This window comes from Sphingomonas sp. Leaf5 (assembly GCF_001421155.1).
In the GTDB taxonomy this organism is placed as follows: Bacteria; Pseudomonadota; Alphaproteobacteria; order Sphingomonadales; family Sphingomonadaceae; genus Sphingomonas.
The window spans coordinates 22239-37333 of sequence record NZ_LMJZ01000010.1; the positions used below are offsets into that span (position 1 = coordinate 22239).

At 69.2% G+C, this 15095-nt stretch carries 12 protein-coding genes and 1 pseudogene; 8 read left to right on the top strand and 5 right to left on the bottom strand.

Annotation, left to right across the window (positions count from 1 at the left end; translation table 11 throughout):
- Positions 1-15: 15 nt before the first annotated feature.
- Positions 16-357 (bottom strand): hypothetical protein, encoded by a 342-nt coding sequence (locus ASE50_RS08500; RefSeq protein ID WP_056398539.1) that lies wholly within the window; start codon positions 355-357, stop codon positions 16-18.
- Positions 358-482: 125 nt separating this feature from the next.
- Here ASE50_RS08500 and recF point away from each other — a divergent pair, with 125 nt between their 5' ends.
- Positions 483-1556 carry a DNA replication/repair protein RecF gene (gene recF, locus ASE50_RS08505; RefSeq protein ID WP_056398544.1) on the top strand — a complete coding sequence of 358 codons (1074 nt, stop codon included), beginning with the start codon at positions 483-485 and terminating at the stop codon, positions 1554-1556.
- On the opposite strand, the gene ASE50_RS08510 is transcribed toward recF, so the two are convergent.
- Both ASE50_RS08510 and ASE50_RS08515 read right to left on the bottom strand, forming a co-directional pair.
- A complete protein-coding gene (locus tag ASE50_RS08510) occupies positions 1538-1954 on the bottom strand; it encodes a response regulator (protein WP_056398546.1) in 417 nt (138 codons plus the stop codon). The genes recF and ASE50_RS08510 overlap by 19 nt on opposite strands.
- Complete coding sequence (locus ASE50_RS08515; RefSeq protein WP_056398549.1) at positions 1944-3065, bottom strand: histidine kinase dimerization/phosphoacceptor domain -containing protein; 1122 nt, start codon at positions 3063-3065, stop codon at positions 1944-1946. Before ASE50_RS08515 ends, ASE50_RS08510 begins: the two co-directional genes overlap by 11 nt.
- 259 nt (positions 3066-3324) lie before the next feature.
- On the opposite strand from ASE50_RS08515, the gene ASE50_RS08520 reads away from it, so the two are divergent.
- Positions 3325-4761, top strand: a complete 1437-nt coding sequence (locus tag ASE50_RS08520; protein ID WP_056398553.1) for a DEAD/DEAH box helicase — start codon at positions 3325-3327, stop codon at positions 4759-4761.
- Positions 4762-4937: 176 nt separating this feature from the next.
- On the opposite strand, the pseudogene ASE50_RS08525 reads toward ASE50_RS08520, so the two are convergent.
- Both ASE50_RS08525 and ASE50_RS08530 read right to left on the bottom strand, forming a co-directional pair.
- Positions 4938-7403, bottom strand: a pseudogene (locus ASE50_RS08525) (ABC transporter permease); the annotation flags it as partial.
- Positions 7404-7749: 346 nt separating this feature from the next.
- Positions 7750-8445, bottom strand: coding sequence for an ABC transporter ATP-binding protein (locus ASE50_RS08530; RefSeq protein WP_056398555.1), 696 nt, complete (start codon positions 8443-8445; stop codon positions 7750-7752).
- Here ASE50_RS08530 and ASE50_RS08535 point away from each other — a divergent pair.
- The 6 genes from ASE50_RS08535 to ASE50_RS08560 all read left to right on the top strand — a co-directional run bounded on the left by ASE50_RS08535 (position 8444) and on the right by ASE50_RS08560 (position 15073).
- Entirely contained in the window at positions 8444-9214 is a 771-nt protein-coding gene (locus tag ASE50_RS08535; protein WP_082438917.1) for an arylesterase, read from the top strand. The genes ASE50_RS08530 and ASE50_RS08535 overlap by 2 nt on opposite strands.
- A gap of 507 nt (positions 9215-9721) precedes the next feature.
- Positions 9722-10657 carry a dihydrodipicolinate synthase family protein gene (locus ASE50_RS08540; RefSeq protein ID WP_056398558.1) on the top strand — a complete coding sequence of 312 codons (936 nt, stop codon included), beginning with the start codon at positions 9722-9724 and terminating at the stop codon, positions 10655-10657.
- Positions 10657-11652, top strand: a complete 996-nt coding sequence (locus ASE50_RS08545; protein ID WP_056398633.1) for a 4-hydroxyproline epimerase — start codon at positions 10657-10659, stop codon at positions 11650-11652. The genes ASE50_RS08540 and ASE50_RS08545 overlap by 1 nt, the downstream gene beginning before the upstream one ends.
- Before the next feature lie 34 nt (positions 11653-11686).
- Positions 11687-13102 (top strand): amino acid permease, encoded by a 1416-nt coding sequence (locus tag ASE50_RS08550; protein ID WP_056398561.1) that lies wholly within the window; start codon positions 11687-11689, stop codon positions 13100-13102.
- Complete coding sequence (locus ASE50_RS08555; protein WP_156347265.1) at positions 13099-14334, top strand: NAD(P)/FAD-dependent oxidoreductase; 1236 nt, start codon at positions 13099-13101, stop codon at positions 14332-14334. Before ASE50_RS08550 ends, ASE50_RS08555 begins: the two co-directional genes overlap by 4 nt.
- A gap of 76 nt (positions 14335-14410) precedes the next feature.
- Positions 14411-15073, top strand: a complete 663-nt coding sequence (locus tag ASE50_RS08560; protein WP_056398562.1) for a GntR family transcriptional regulator — start codon at positions 14411-14413, stop codon at positions 15071-15073.
- Positions 15074-15095: the final 22 nt, after the last annotated feature.

The window sequence follows — 15095 nt, forward strand, 5'->3', positions numbered from 1 at the left end:
TCCGGAAGGTCGCGCTTACTTGGCCAATGCCGCGCTCGCCTTCGCTTCGCCCGCATCGCGGACGGCCTTGGCGCGGGCTTCGGCCTGTTCCTCGACCAGCTTTGCCTCGTCCTTCATCGCGTCGGCGCGGACCTTCAGCCGTTCGGCGTCATAGCCGCCGGCCTGCTGCGCCTGGTTGCGCAACCCTTCGGCCTCGACCTTCATCTGCGCCGTCTGATTCTCGGCGGCGGCCTCGATCGCGCCGGCTTCGGCATCGGCCTGATCGCGCAGCTGTTCGGCCTGTAGCTGCTCCGGCGTCTGCGATGCGCAGGCGGTGAGAGCGAAGGCGGCGGCTGCCGCAAGAGCGAAGCGGGTCATGGCGTATCCCTGTTGTAATTTGACAACCCAAATTCCCGGCGGCGCGGAAAGTTGCGTTCGTATAACCTGGCCGGAACCATGGCGGGTTCCGTCGGGCGGGGCACGCGGGTAACGGTCGGTCGCAGATGCTGACCCGACTGACCCTGACCGACTTTCGCAATCACGCGGCGGCGACACTCGAACCGGGGCCGGGATTCGTCGTGCTGAGCGGGCCGAACGGCGCGGGCAAGACCAATGTGCTGGAGGCGGTATCGCTGCTGGCTCCCGGACGCGGGCTGCGTCGTGCCGCGCTGTCGGACATGGCGCGCGAGGGCGGGGCGGGCGGCTTCGGCGTCGCTGCCGAACTGGCGGGCGATGTGCGACTGGGCACGGGGACGCAGGCCAATGCCCCAGAACGGCGGATCGTGCGGGTGAACGGGGCGGGGGCATCGGCGACGGTGCTGGCCGAATGGCTGTCGGTGCTGTGGCTGACCCCGGCGATGGACCGGCTGTTCGTCGAACCGGCGGGCGAGCGGCGACGCTTTCTCGACCGGATGACGCTGGCGCTGTTGCCCGGCCATGCCACGCAGGCGACGCGGTATGACGCGGCGATGCGGCAGCGCAATCGTCTGCTGGCGGAGGATGCCGCACCCGATCCCGACTGGCTGTCGGCGCTGGAGGCGCGGATGGTCGAACATGGCGTGGCGCTGGGTGCGGCGCGGGCCGATTGCGTGGCGATGCTCGACGCGCGGATCGCGCAGACGCCCGCCGCCGATTTCCCGCGCGCCGCCCTGACGGTGGAGGGGTGGCATGGCGACGCCGCCCTGTTCGCGCGCGAACTGGCGGCGGGGCGCGCGCGCGACGCGGCGGCGGGACGCGCGCTGAGCGGGCCGCACCGCGCCGACCTGATCGTCACCGATCGCGACCGGGGACAGGCGGCGGCGCGCTGTTCGACCGGCGAACAGAAGGCGCTGTTGCTGGGGCTGGTCCTCGCCCATGCCGAACTGGTCGCCGGGCCTGCCGGGCGTCGGCCGGTGCTGTTGCTCGACGAGGTGGCGGCGCATCTCGATCCGGAACGCCGCGCGGCGCTGTTCGCGCGCGCGGCGGGCGTGGGGCAGGTGTGGCTGACCGGAACCGAGGCCGGGCTGTTCGATGGGATCGCCGGCGACGCGACGCGGTTCCACGTCGCCGGTGGGCAGGTTCAGTCGACGGGTGCGTAGAAGCGCAGCTCGTTCGGAATCTTCTCGGGGGCCTCGCCATGCACGCGGGCCATCGCCGCCGCGATCGCGTAACCGAGGCCGGCGGTATAGAACGGCTTGGCGACGCAGCCGAGGATCAGCGGGTGGTCGGCGACGTCGGGGCAATTGCCGCTGAGGAACAAGCAGGGGATGCCGCGCGCCGCCAGCGCGACCGCGACGGTCCGGCCCGAATCCCCCTGCGCCAGCCGCACGTCGCACAGCGCGAGATCGGGCCGGTCGGCTTCGGCCAGCGCCAGCGCGCTCGCCTGCGTATCGGCGATGCCGGTGACGATATGGCCGTGCAGCGTCAGCGCATCCTCGACCAGCATCGCGACGATCGCTTCGTCCTCGACCAGCATGATCCGCAGCTTATCCGCCATGGGCACGTCCCGGAATGGAGAGAGTGAGGCGGTCGGTGCCGTTGCGCGCGACGGTGGCGCGCAGCTGCCGCGACAGGCCCCGCACCAGACGGCCATCGTCGAGCGCGGGACGGGCGACCCCCATCGTCGGACCGGTCAGGGCGATGTGCATCGCATCCTCGCCGGCGTCGATCACGACCGCCGTCAGCGCCTCGGGATCGGGGTCCAGCATCGTATGGACCAGCAGCGCGACGGCGACGGCCTGTTCGATCGGCAGGCAGGCGGTGCCGCGCGTCGTCACCTCGACCGGATCGCCATCGCCGCGTTCGGTGATCGCATCCAGCAGCGCGGCGATATCGATCTGGGTCGGCGTGTCGACGGCATAGAGCGGCCGATGGGCGGCGGCGAGTACTTCGAGCCGGGCGGCGGCGGCGGCCAGCGCGGCCTTTGCCGTGTCGTCGCTGGTATCCGCCGCGCCCAGCCGGACCACGGCGACCGCGGTTTGCAGCGCGTTGCGGACGCGATGGTTCAGTTCGCCGAGCAGGCGTTCGCGGATCGCGATCCCCTCCCGCAACTCGGCCTCGATCTTCAGCCGGTATTTGGCGAGGGCGACATAGTGGCAGACGGTATGGAGAAAGGCGAGTTCGTCGGCATCGAACCGGTCGGTCCAGCGCCGCCCGAAGCCGAGCGTGCCGAGCAGCGTCGATCCATGGATCAACGGGGTACAGGCATAGGCGTCGATCCCGAGGTCCCGGACGAAACCGGTCAGCGGATCGTCCGACGCCTGCACCGCAAATGCCTCGATCGCGCGGCGTTCCTTGGCGGCATAGCCGCACACTGCCTGCCCCACCTCCAGCCGCCCACCGGCCGCGGCCTCCGCCTCGGTCAGGCCGGCATGGGCGACCAGCGTGAGGCCGTCGGCGTCCAGTCGATAGTTGAAGAACACGTCGAGCCGCAATTCGTCGGCGATCAGCGCGAAGAGGTCCTCGACCATCGCCGCCGGGTCGTCGGCGGCCAGCATCCTGTCAGCTGCTTCCCCCAGCAAGCGCAACTGGCGGCGCGGCAGGTTGTCGACCGGGTCGGCGGCAACAGGACCGCCGGAAGGCGCGCCGAACGCGGCGAGTTCGTTCATATCCAGGCTGTACGGTGTTCATCTGCGGGTTGCCATAGCGAAAACAAGCAAAACGGACGGTGGCTTGACCATCGCGACCGTCTTGCGTATCTACCGCAGTGCAGCGACGCTTTTTCAGGCAGCGTGATCGGACCGTGATGGTCTCGGCTCCGCGTCGCAGCTCCAACCGGCTTCCCTAGTCACGCGGGTCGCAATTTTTTGCCCGCTGCCCGTGCGCCTTGCTGCGTTTCGGGTGCCGGACCCTATTTCAGGAACTGCCATGACCTTCCAGTCACTCGGCTTGTCGAAGTCGATTCTCGACGCGCTCGCCGCCAAGAATTACGAAACCCCCACCCCGATCCAGCGCGACGCGATCCCGCTCGTGCTCGAAGGGCGCGACCTGCTGGGCATCGCCCAGACCGGTACCGGCAAGACCGCCGCCTTCGTGCTGCCGTCGATCGACCTGTTGGTAAAGGCTAATGTCCGTCGCCGCCCGATGCGCTGCCGCATGCTGGTGCTGGCCCCGACGCGCGAACTGGTCAGCCAGATCGCCGACAATGCCCGCGCCTATGCCAAGCACAGCAAGCTGACCGTCGCCACCGTGTTCGGCGGCGTGCCGGTGCCGCGCAACATCCGCGACGTGGCGGCGGGTGTCGACATCCTCGTCGCGACGCCGGGCCGGCTGCTCGACCTGATCGACCAGAAGTGCCTCGGCCTGGGCGAGCTCGAGATCCTCGTGCTCGACGAAGCCGACCAGATGCTCGACCTCGGTTTCATCCACGCGCTGCGCCGCATCGTGTCGATGGTGCCCAAGTCGCGTCAGACGCTGTTCTTTTCGGCGACGATGCCCAAGGATATCCGCGAACTGGCCGACAAGTATCTGACCGATCCGGCGACCGTCGCGGTGACGCCAGTGTCGTCGACCGCCGAGCGCGTCGAGCAATATGTCACGCACGTGCAGCAGACCGAGAAGCAGGCGCTGCTGACGATGTTCTTCCGCAACACGAAGATCGATCGCGCGCTGGTGTTCACCCGCACCAAACATGGCGCCGACCGCGTCGTGAAGCTGCTGGCGGCCAATGGCATCGCGTCGAACGCGATCCACGGCAACAAGTCGCAGCCGCAGCGCGAGAAGGCACTGGCCGCGTTCCGCGACGGCACCGTGCCGATCATGGTCGCGACCGACATCGCCGCACGCGGCATCGACGTGTCGGGCGTCAGCCATGTCGTGAACTTCGAACTGCCCAATGTTTCGGAACAATATGTCCACCGCATCGGGCGGACGGCGCGCGCGGGTGCGTCGGGCGTGGCGTTCAGCTTCTGCGCCGATGACGAGCGGCCGTTCCTGAAGGGGATCGAGCGGCTGACCAAGCAGAAGATCGAGGTCGTGCCGCTGCCTGCCGACTTCCTCGAACAGAGCGCGCAGATCAAGGCGAGCCGTGCGCCCTATGCCCCCGATCGTCCCGAGCGTCTGCCCAGCGAGCGTGGCCCGGCGCGTCCGCGCGCGACCCATGCCCATGGTGCCAAGCCGGCGCATGGTCGCGGTGGTCCGGCCCGCGGCGGTCAGCCGCAGCGCAGCGAAGGGCAGGGCGGTGGTCGCCCGCCGCAGCGTGAGGCCGGTACCGGTGGCGGCGGTCGTCCGGGTGGCGGCGGTGCCGGCGGCGGTCGCGGCCGGGGCGGTCGCGGTCGCGGCGGCGCTCCCCGCGCAGCGGTTTGATCGAAAAGCCCCGGCAGGCAACTGCCGGGGTTTTTTATTTGGTGGCTGTAAATCCTCCCCGGCACGGGGAGGGGGACCAGCCGCAGGCTGGTGGAGGGGGGTGTCGGCAGACGGCACCGCCCCGTTGCTCGGAACGCCCCCTCCACCACCGCTTCGCGGCGGTCCCCCTCCCCGTGCCTCGCACTCAGGATCGGCAACGCGCCGAGCAGGCCGATCCCCAACGTCACCCCGACCCCCGTCGCCAGCGTCAGGCCGATCGCGCGGTAGTCGGGCAGCCAGTCGAACGCGAACAGTTCGACCACGACATACCACCCGCCCGCGATCCCGATCGCGGCGGCGAGGGCGGCGAGGATGACGGCGAGCAACAGATATTCGAGCGCCTGCGCCGCCAGTATCTGGCCACGCGTCGCGCCGAGCGTCTTCAGGATCACCGAATCATAGGTCCGGGTTTCGCGCGCGGCGGCGATCGCGCCGATCAGCACCGCGATGCCGGCAAGGATGGCGATGCCCGCCGCGGCAGCGATGGCGGTGGCCATTTGCGACACGATATCGCGGACCTGCCCGATCACGTCGCGTACTTCGACCACGGAGGTCGAGGGGAAGCGGGCCGACAGCGCGCGGATGACGGCGCGTTCGCGGCCCGGCGGCATGGTGATCGTCGCGGCAAGGTTGTGCGGTACGTCGGACAGGGCGTTGGGGCTGAACACCATCACGAAATTGAAGCCCATCGTGTCCCATTCGATCTTGCGGAACGAGGTGATGCGGGCGGTGCGTTCCTGCCCGGCGACGCTGATCGTCAGCGGGTCGCCGAGCTTCAGATTCAGCGCTTCGCCCATGCGTTCGTCGACCGAGACCAGCGGTTCGCCGGCATAGTCGGCGGGCCACCATTTTCCCGCCACCAGTTCGCTGCCCGGCGGCAGGTCGCGGGCGAAGGTCAGGCCGCGTTCGCCGCGCAGCGCCCAGGCACCCTCCGGAATGGTTTTCAGGTCGGCGACGCGGGTGGTGCCATAGGCGGTGATCGTGCCGCGCATCAGCGGCACGGTCTGGATGTCGGCGTCGGGCTGGAAGGTGACGATGGTTGCACGGAACGACGATTCGCGGGCCGGGGGCACGTCGAGCGCGAACAGCGCGGGGGCGCGCGCCGGAACGGTCCGGGCGATGTTGGCGTCGAGGCTGGTGCGGATGGTTGCCAGCAGCACGAACAGGGTCAGGCCGAGGCCCAGCGCCACGACCAGCGCGCCGGTACGCGCGCCGGGGCGGTGCAGCGCGCTGACCGCGAGCCGCAACAACGGACGGCGGGGGCGGGGCAGGCGCGCGGCGGCCCAGCGGATCGACCAGCCAAGTATCGATAGTAGCAGGAGAAGTCCTGCCGCGGCGGCAAGGAACGCCGCGCCGAACCATGGGCGTTCGCTGGTCGTCAGGACCAGCGCGACGATCCCCGCGAACGCTGCACCCATCCATGCCGCCGCCTTCCACCTCGGCGGTCGACGGCCGTCATGGACGCCGCGCAGCAGCCCGGCGGCAGGAACCGCGCCTGCCGCCAGTAAAGGCGGCGCGGCAAAGGCGAGGGCGATGAGCAGGCCGTAGGCGGCAGCCTGTACCAGCGGCAGGGGCTGGATCGCGAAGCGGGGCGCGACCGGCAGCACGTCGCCCGCGACCGCCACGATCAGCGGCACGGCGGCAATGCCGATCGCCAGTCCGATGGCGATGCCGATCGCAGAAACTACCATGATCTGAAACAGATAGACGCGCGCGATCAGGCCGGAGGTCGCGCCGAGCACCTTCAGCGTCGCGATACTCGACCGGCGGGTGGCGAGGTAGGACGACACGCCGTTGCCGACGCCGATGCCCGCAATGACCAGCGCGGTGAGGCCGACCAGCACCAGAAATTCGCCCATCCGCGTCAGGAAGCGCTCGGCCCCGGGCGAGGCGCGGTCGCGGGTGCGGCTGTCCCAGCCCTGCGCCGGATAGCGGTCGGTAAACGCCTTGATCGCTTGCCCCGGGTCATAGCGGCTGGCGATGCGGTATTTGCTCTCGTACAGGCTGCCGGGCGCGATCAGGCCGGTGCGTTGCAATCCCTCCAGCGATACCAAAGCCACTGCGCCGAGGGTGAATCCTTCGCTCAACCGGTCGGGTTCGTCGGCGATGATGCCGGCGACGGTGAAGCGCGCGGTACCGAACCGGACCGGGCCACCGACCCGCAGTTTCAGCCGTTCGACCAGCGCCGGCCCCACATAGGTCTCGGTCGGGGACAGCGGGCGGGCGGTGCCGCGTTGCAGGGTCAGCGCGCCATAGAGCGGATAGGACCGGTCGACCGCTTTCAGCTCGATCGGGGCCGTTTCCCCGCCGAAGTTGACACCCATCGACTGCATCCGCAGCGTTTCGGACACGCGACCCAGCCTCGCCATCGACCGGCGCTCGGCCGGATCGGCGGTGCGCTGCGACACCGACAGTTCGAGGTCGCCGCCGAGCAGGCTCTGGCCGCGCGCGGACAGTTCGCCGGTGATCGAGCGCGTCAGGCTGCCGATCGCGGCCAGCGCACCGACGCCGAGGATCAGGCAGACCAGCAATAGCCGCAGCCCACGGAAGCGGGCATCGAGTTCGCGACGCGCGAAGGTCCATGCGAGACGCCAGTCGGTCATGCGGTGGCTCGGGGGGGGGGCGTGCGGGTTGGCTGGTCCGGAGCCAAGCAGAAACGCCGGTCGCGTGTGCCGCTCTGGACCCCCGCCTGCGCGGGGGTACGGTGAGGGGCGTGCGGTTCGCGCGTTTGTGGATGTGGGGCCTGTACGAAGGCGCTGCGAACGTCCGAAATCCGTACCCCGGCGAAGGCCGGGACCCAGTTGGGGGACGTCAGTATCCTACCAAAAGACCTTGCCAACTGGACCCCGGCCTCCGCCGGGGTACGGCGTGGATGCGGCTCCGGCCGGGACGTTCGCATCGGGCTTGCCTTCGCTGGGGAGGGCAAGCGCGGCTTTCGCAGCGCAACGCTCATCGTGCGCTGTCTCGCGCGATGCGGCCATCGGCCAGTTCGACCACCCGGTCGCAGCGTTCGGCCAGCGCCGGGTCGTGGGTGATGACCAGCAGGGTCGCCCGTGTCGCGGCGCGGCGTTCGAACAGCAGATCCATGACCGCATGACCGGTCGCGCGGTCGAGATTGCCGGTCGGTTCGTCGGCAAAGACCAGCGCCGGGCGTCCGGCCAGCGCGCGTGCGATCGCGACGCGCTGTTGTTCGCCGCCCGACAATTGCGTCGGATAATGGTGGAGGCGGTGGGCCAGACCGACCGATGCCAGTTCGGCTTCGGCACGGGCGAAGGCGTCGGCCACCCCGGCCAGTTCCATCGGTACCGCGACGTTTTCGAGCGCGGTCATCGTCGGCAGCAGGTGGAATGCCTGTAGCACGATGCCGATCCGGCCGCGCCGCGCGCGGGCCAAATCATCCTCGCCCATTGCACCGAAGTCCGCGCCCGCGACATGGACCTGCCCGCCGGTCGCGCGTTCGAGGCCGGACAGCACCGCCATCAGCGACGACTTGCCCGATCCCGACGCACCCAAGAGCGCGACGCTGGTCCCGGCAGGGACGGCAAGGTCGATACCGTGCAGGATGCGGGTCGCAGCGTCGCCTTCGCCCAGCGTCAGGGTGACACCGCACGCGTCGATGACCATATCGTTCGAAACGGATTGCATGGAAGGTTTGTCGCCAGTGACGAAGCAGGGACCCACATATGCGGGCGCGTTCGCCATTCTCCAAGGCGCGTTGCTGCTGTCGGGATGCGGTCAGCCCGATTTGTCGGAGGGGAATGAGACGATCCCGGTGACGGTGAGCAATGCCGCGTCCGCCGCAAGCCCCAAGGCGGCGTCGGTGAAGCCGGTGGCCGGGCCGGAGCGGCTGGTGCTGGCGTTCGGCGACAGCCTGTATGCCGGCTATGGCCTCGCCCGCGGGGACAGCCTGCCCGACGATCTGCAGGATGCGTTGCGCGCGGACGGCATCAACGCGCGGGTCGTGAATGGCGGGATTTCGGGCGATACTAGCGCGGCGGGGCGGCAGCGGCTGGCCTATACGCTCGACCGGCTCGACCGGAAACCCGACCTCGTGCTGCTGGGGCTGGGCGGCAACGACGTGCTGCGCCAGATTCCGCCCGCCGAGACGCGGGCCAATTTCGTCGCGATGCTGGATGAATTGCAGAAGCGCGGCATCCCGGTGGTCCTGACCGGCATGCTGGTGCCGCCCAATCTGGGTCCGGACTATGCCGCGACGTTCAACCGCATCTGGCCGGACATGGCCAAGCGATATGACGCGACGCTCGATCCGTTCATTCTGGCGGGCGTGCTGGGCAACCGGGCGCTGATGCTGCCCGACGGCATCCACCCCAATGCGCAGGGCGTCGACCGGATCGTCGCGCGGTTGGGGCCGGTGGTCGCCGGGCGGCTGGGGGCGATCGACCCGGCGGGGTGAGGGGGCGAGCTTTCGCGAGGGGCTCTTGCGGGAGTCTCGGGGTAAGCGGCAGGGGCTCGGGAGTCGGCATGGTCGCGGCGGTCTTGCGGACACCGAAATCCCGTCGGGAAAGCGTTCGGGTGAGGTACCGGCGTCGGCCGTCAGGTCCTTGGCCTTCGCGAGACCTCTGTGAAAGTCCCGCGCCCCTCCCCTTGCGGTACCCCCGCGGAGGCGGGGGGGGCAGGGTTCCAAGCGCAAGCCATTGTTATCCTTGGCTCTGGACCCCCGCGTGCGCGGGGGTACGGCGGTCCTTGACCAAGGTTGCCATTCTCGCACACGCCTCGCCTTCGCCGGGAAAGGGCCGATCCGCAGAGGCGTCGTGCATGTCCGAGACACGGGTTAAATAGCTCAAACGCGCGCTTTTTCGTAATTGCAGACCTCGCACAGGAATCAATCCGCATCGGTGCAAAAAATCGCCCGATTTCAGTTGGCAGCATCGACTTAATATCGTATACGAAAATCACGATCATGGAGGATGATGTGGTTTCTGGTTCGAGCATGTGGACGGGCGTCTATCCCGCAGCGACGACGCAGTTCGCGGCGGATGGTTCGGTCGATATCGACGCGACGCAGCGTGGATTGGTAGCGTTGGTCGAGGATGGTGTCGACGGGTTGATCCTGCTCGGCACCTGTGGCGAGAATAATTCGCTCGACGTAGCGGAAAAGCATGCGGTGCTGCGCGCCGGTGTCGAGGCGGTCGGCGGGCGCGTGCCGCTGGTATGCGGCGTGTCCGAATTCACGACGCACCGCGCGGCGGCGTTCGCGCAGGAGGTCGAGGCGATCGGCATCGATGCGCTGATGCTGTTGCCGGCCATGGTCTATGTGCCGACGCCGAACGAACTGGCGACGCATTTCCGCACCGTCGCCGACGCGACCGGCCTGCCGATCATGCTGTACAACAATCCGCCCGCATACCGGGTGTCGGTCGACTTCGCGACGCTCGAACTGCTCGATCCGGTCAAGAACATCGTCGCGGTCAAGGAAAGCGCGCCCGATCCGCGCCGCTTCACCGACGTCATCAACCGCTTCGGCGATCGCTATATCGTGATGGCGGGTCTGGACGACGTCGCGCTGGAGGGCATGTTGCTCGGCGCCAGCGGCTGGGTATCGGGCCTGACCAGCGCGTTCCCGCAGGAATCGGTCGCGCTGATCGCGGCGGTCTATCGTGGCGACTGGGAAGAGGCGCGGCGCATCTATCGCTGGTTCATGCCGCTGCTCCACCTCGATGCCGAACATGATCTGGTCCAGTCGATCAAGCTGGCCGAAGAGATCATGGGTCGCGGGTCGGAACGCGTCCGCCTGCCGCGCCTGCCGCTCGAAGGGGCGCGCCGGGCCGAGGTCATCGCGATGGTCGAAAAGTGCGCGGCGACCCGCCCGGTGCTCAAGGCGGCACTCGCCGCCTGATGCGCCACACCTTCTTCTGCATCGACGGCCACACGGCGGGCAATCCCGTCCGTCTGGTGGCCGGGGGCGCGCCGCTGTTGCGGGGTGCCAGCATGGCGGAACGGCGGCAGGATTTCCTGGCGCGGTTCGACTGGATCCGCACCGGGCTATGCTTCGAGCCGCGCGGGCACGACATGATGTCGGGCGGGTTCCTGTACCCGCCGTGCGGCGATGCGGATGCGGCGATCCTGTTCATCGAGACGTCGGGTTGCCTGCCGATGTGCGGGCACGGCACGATCGGGATGATCACCTTCGGGCTCGAGAACGGCCTGATTACCCCGCGCGAGCCGGGCAGGCTGCGTGTCGAGGTGCCGGCCGGCGTCATCGACATCGACTATGTCGCCGACGGCAACCGGGTGCGATCGGTGAAGATCCGCAACGTGCCCGCCTATCTGGCGGCGCAGGACGTGCGGATCGACGTGCCGGGCTTGGGGCCATTGTCGATCGATGTCGCCTATGGCGGCAATTACTATGCGATCATCGAGCCGCAGGGAGCCTATACCGGCCTCGACGATCTCGGCGCGGCGCGGCTCGTGGAACTCAGCCGGACCATCCGCGAGCAGGTGCGGGCGGTCTATGACCCGGTCCATCCTCTGGAACCGACGATCCGGGGCGTCAGCCATGTGCTGTGGGCCGACCGGCCGAAGGGCGACGGCGCGGACGGGCGCAACGCGGTCTTCTATGGCGAGCGCGCGATCGACCGCAGCCCGTGCGGGACCGGTACGTCGGCGCGGCTGGCGCATCTGGCGGCGACCGGCCGGTTGCAGGTCGGCGACCGCTTCGTGCATGAAAGCTATATCGGCAGCCGCTTCGTCGGGCGGGTCGAGGCGGAGACGATGATCGGCGGGCAGGCCGCGATCGTGCCCTCGATCGAGGGATCGGCGATCGCTACGGGATTCAACACGATCTGGATCGATCGCGAGGACCCGTTCTTCGCCGGATTCACCGTGGTATGATGCGGCACTAGAACACGAACGAGGGGGCAGGGGCTTGGCACGAGGGATATTGGGGCCGCTGAAGCCCCTCGACGCGAACGAGTCCGATCCGGACCGCAAGCTGCGCAAGACGCTGAGCTGGCCGCATCTGATCGCGCTGGGGATCGGCGCGATCGTCGGGACCGGCATCTATACGCTCACCGGGGTCGGCGCGGATCGGGCCGGGCCGGCGGTGATCCTGTCCTTTGCGATTGCGGGCGCGGTGTGCGCCTGCGCGGCGCTGGCCTATGCCGAGATGGCGACGCTGATCCCGACCGCCGGCAGCGCGTACACCTATACCTATTCGGTGATCGGCGAGAGTATCGCGTGGATCGTCGGGTGGAGCCTGATCCTCGAATATTCGCTGGCCTGTTCGACGGTGGCGGTCGGATGGTCCGCCTATCTGGTCGGATGGTTGCAGAGTGCCGGGGTGCATCTGCCGCCGCTGTTGCTGTCGGGGCCGCATGGCGGGGGACTGGTGAACCTGCCCGCCGTGCTGGTGGCGCTGGGCATCGCGGGCATGCTGGTGGCGGGGACCAAGGAGAGCGCGACGTTCAACATCGCGCTGGTCGCGATCAAGATGGTCGCGCTGGCCGTGTTCGTCTTCTTCGCGCTGCCGGCGTTTTCGGGCAGCAATTTCGAACCGTTTATGCCCTATGGCTTTGGCAGCCAGGTGCAGGGCGGGGCGACGCGCGGGGTGATGGCGGCGGCGGCGATCGTGTTCTTCGCCTTTTACGGCTTCGATGCGGTCGCGACCTCGGCCGAGGAGGCACGCAATCCGGGCCGCGACCTGACGATCGGGATCATCGGGTCGATGGCGGCGTGCACCGCCATCTATATGGGGGTCGCGGTCGCAGCGATCGGGGCGGTCAGCTATGTCGACCTCGGCCGCTCCGCCGAGCCGCTGGCCTATGTGTTGCGGACGTTGCAGCATCCGTTCGCGGCGTGGGCGATCGGGCTGGCGGCGCTGATCGCGCTGCCGTCGGTCATTCTGGTGATGATGTACGGGCAGAGCCGCATCTTCTTCGTGATGTCGCGCGACGGGTTGTTGCCGCGCTCGCTCAGCCGGGTGTCGGCGCGGACCGGGTCGCCGGCGCTGGTGACGATGGTGACCGGCGTGTTCGTGGCGGCGGTGGCGGGCTTCTTCCGGCTCGACGAGATCGCCGAACTGGCGAATGCGGGGACGCTGCTGGCGTTCATCGCGGTCGCGACGTGCATGATGGTGCTGCGCAAGCGGGCACCCGACATGCCGCGCGTGTTCCGCTGCCCCGCGCCGTTCGTGGTGGGGACGCTGGCGATCCTCGGCTGTCTGTACCTGCTGGTCAGCCTGCCGACGCAGACGCTGGTCCGGTTCGGATTGTGGAACGTGGTCGGGGTCGTCTTCTACCTCGGCTATGGCCGTGCGCGCAGTCTGGTGCGCGCACGCGGATGATCGAGCGCGCGCCCGCGACCGCGATCGTCATCGGCGACGGCGTCGTCGGGCTGAACGTCGCGCTGGCGCTGCAACGGCGCGGCACGGCGGTGACGATCGTCGCGCCCGATGCTCCATGGCGGGGCGCGTCATGGGGCAATGCCGGGCATATCGCGGTCGAACAGGTCGAACCGCTCGCGTCGCTGGCGACGATCCGGAGCGTGCCGGGCCGGCTGTTCTCGCGCGGGGGCGCGCTGGCGTTGCCGCCGCGCGCGATCGGAGCGTGGTTGCCGTTCAGTTTGCGGATGTTGCTCGCGGCGCGTCCGGCGCGGTTCCGGCGTGGCAAGGCGGCACTGTCGGCGCTGCTCGCGACCGCGATCCCCGCGTGGCGACAGGTGCTGGCGGAGGCGGACGCGGATGACCTGCTGCGCGTCGACGGGCATTTCGTGGTGTGGGAAACGCCGGACAGCGCGGCGCGGGGCCGGCGCGGATGGATGGCGGCCGATACCGGCACCGCGAGCGTGCGCGATGCGACGCCTGAGGAACTGGCGCAGCTTCGCGCCCTGACCGACGTTCCGATCGCCGGCGCGATCCGGTTCGTCGGCAGCGGGCAGATCGTCGATACGACCGCCTTGGGCAAGGCACTGACCACGCGCTTCGCGGCGCAGGGCGGGACGTTCGTGCGGGGCCGGGTACGCGCGGTCGGCGGTGACGGGCGGGTGACGCTGGACGACGGTACGACCCACGCCGCCGACGTCGCGGTGGTCGCGGCCGGGGCGGCCTCCGCCGCGCTGGTCGCGCCGGCCGGCCTGTCCGCGCCGCTGATCGCCGAGCGCGGTTATCATATCGAGGGAGATCCCGGCGACTGGCCCGCCGACCTGCCGCCGGTGGTGTTCGAGGATCGGTCGATGATCGTCACCCGCTTCGCCACCCGCCTGCGCGCGGCGAGCATCGTCGAATTCGCGCGGATCGATATGGCCCCCGATCCCCGGAAATGGGCGCGGTTGTGCGGGCATGTCGCCAGCCTCGGCCTGTCGATCGGCGCGCCGGTCGAACCATGGATGGGCGCACGGCCGACGCTGCCCGACTATCTGCCCGCGATCGGGCGGCGCGGGGCGATCGCCTATGCCTTTGGTCATCAGCATCTCGGCCTGACGCTGTCGGCGACGACCGGCGAGGCGCTGGCGGCCCTGCTGCACGGCGAGACGCCGGCAGTCGACCTGACCCCGTTCGATCTGGGACGCTTCGGATGAGGCGCGGTTGCGCATCGTCCCGCCGCCAAGCTAAGGCACCAGCCCCGGAATATACCGACCGGACGAGGCGCTTTCCATGACCGGCATCATTATCCGCAACCTGTCCGACCAGCTCGTCGATCTGGTCCGCGACCGCATTCTCGCCGGCCGGGTCGAGCAGGACCGCGCGATCCGGCAGGACGCGCTGGCCGCCGAACTGGGGGTCAGCAAGATCCCGCTGCGCGAGGCGCTGACCCGGCTGGAGCAGGAGGGGCTGCTGCGGTCGCGCGCCAATCACGGCTATTTCGTGCGCGAGCTGACCATCGACGAAGCCGAGGAAGTCTATGCCCTGCGTCTGCGGCTGGAGCCGGAGATCGCGGCGGCGGCGGCCGTGCGCGCGACCGAGGCGGAGCGCGAGACGGCGACCCGGACCCTCGCGCGACTCGACGCGGCCACCAACGCGCATGGCGAAGGCGTCGGCGCGTTCAACCGCGCCTTCCACCTCGCGCTGCTGCGCCCGTCGCGCCAGCCGATCACCACGACGGTGCTGGAGCGGCTGCACGTGCTGGGCGAACGCTATGTGCGCAAGCATCTCGAACCGCTCGGTCGCGACCAGCGGGCGAACGACGAACATGCCGAGCTGCTCGATCGCTGGCTGTCGCGCGATGCCGCAGCGGTGCGCGAGGCGATGTATGGTCACATCGAGCAGACGGTGGTCGACCTGCGCCGCGAATTCCAGACCGACGCGCCACCCGCCTGACGGAGGGCAGAAAGCGGTATCA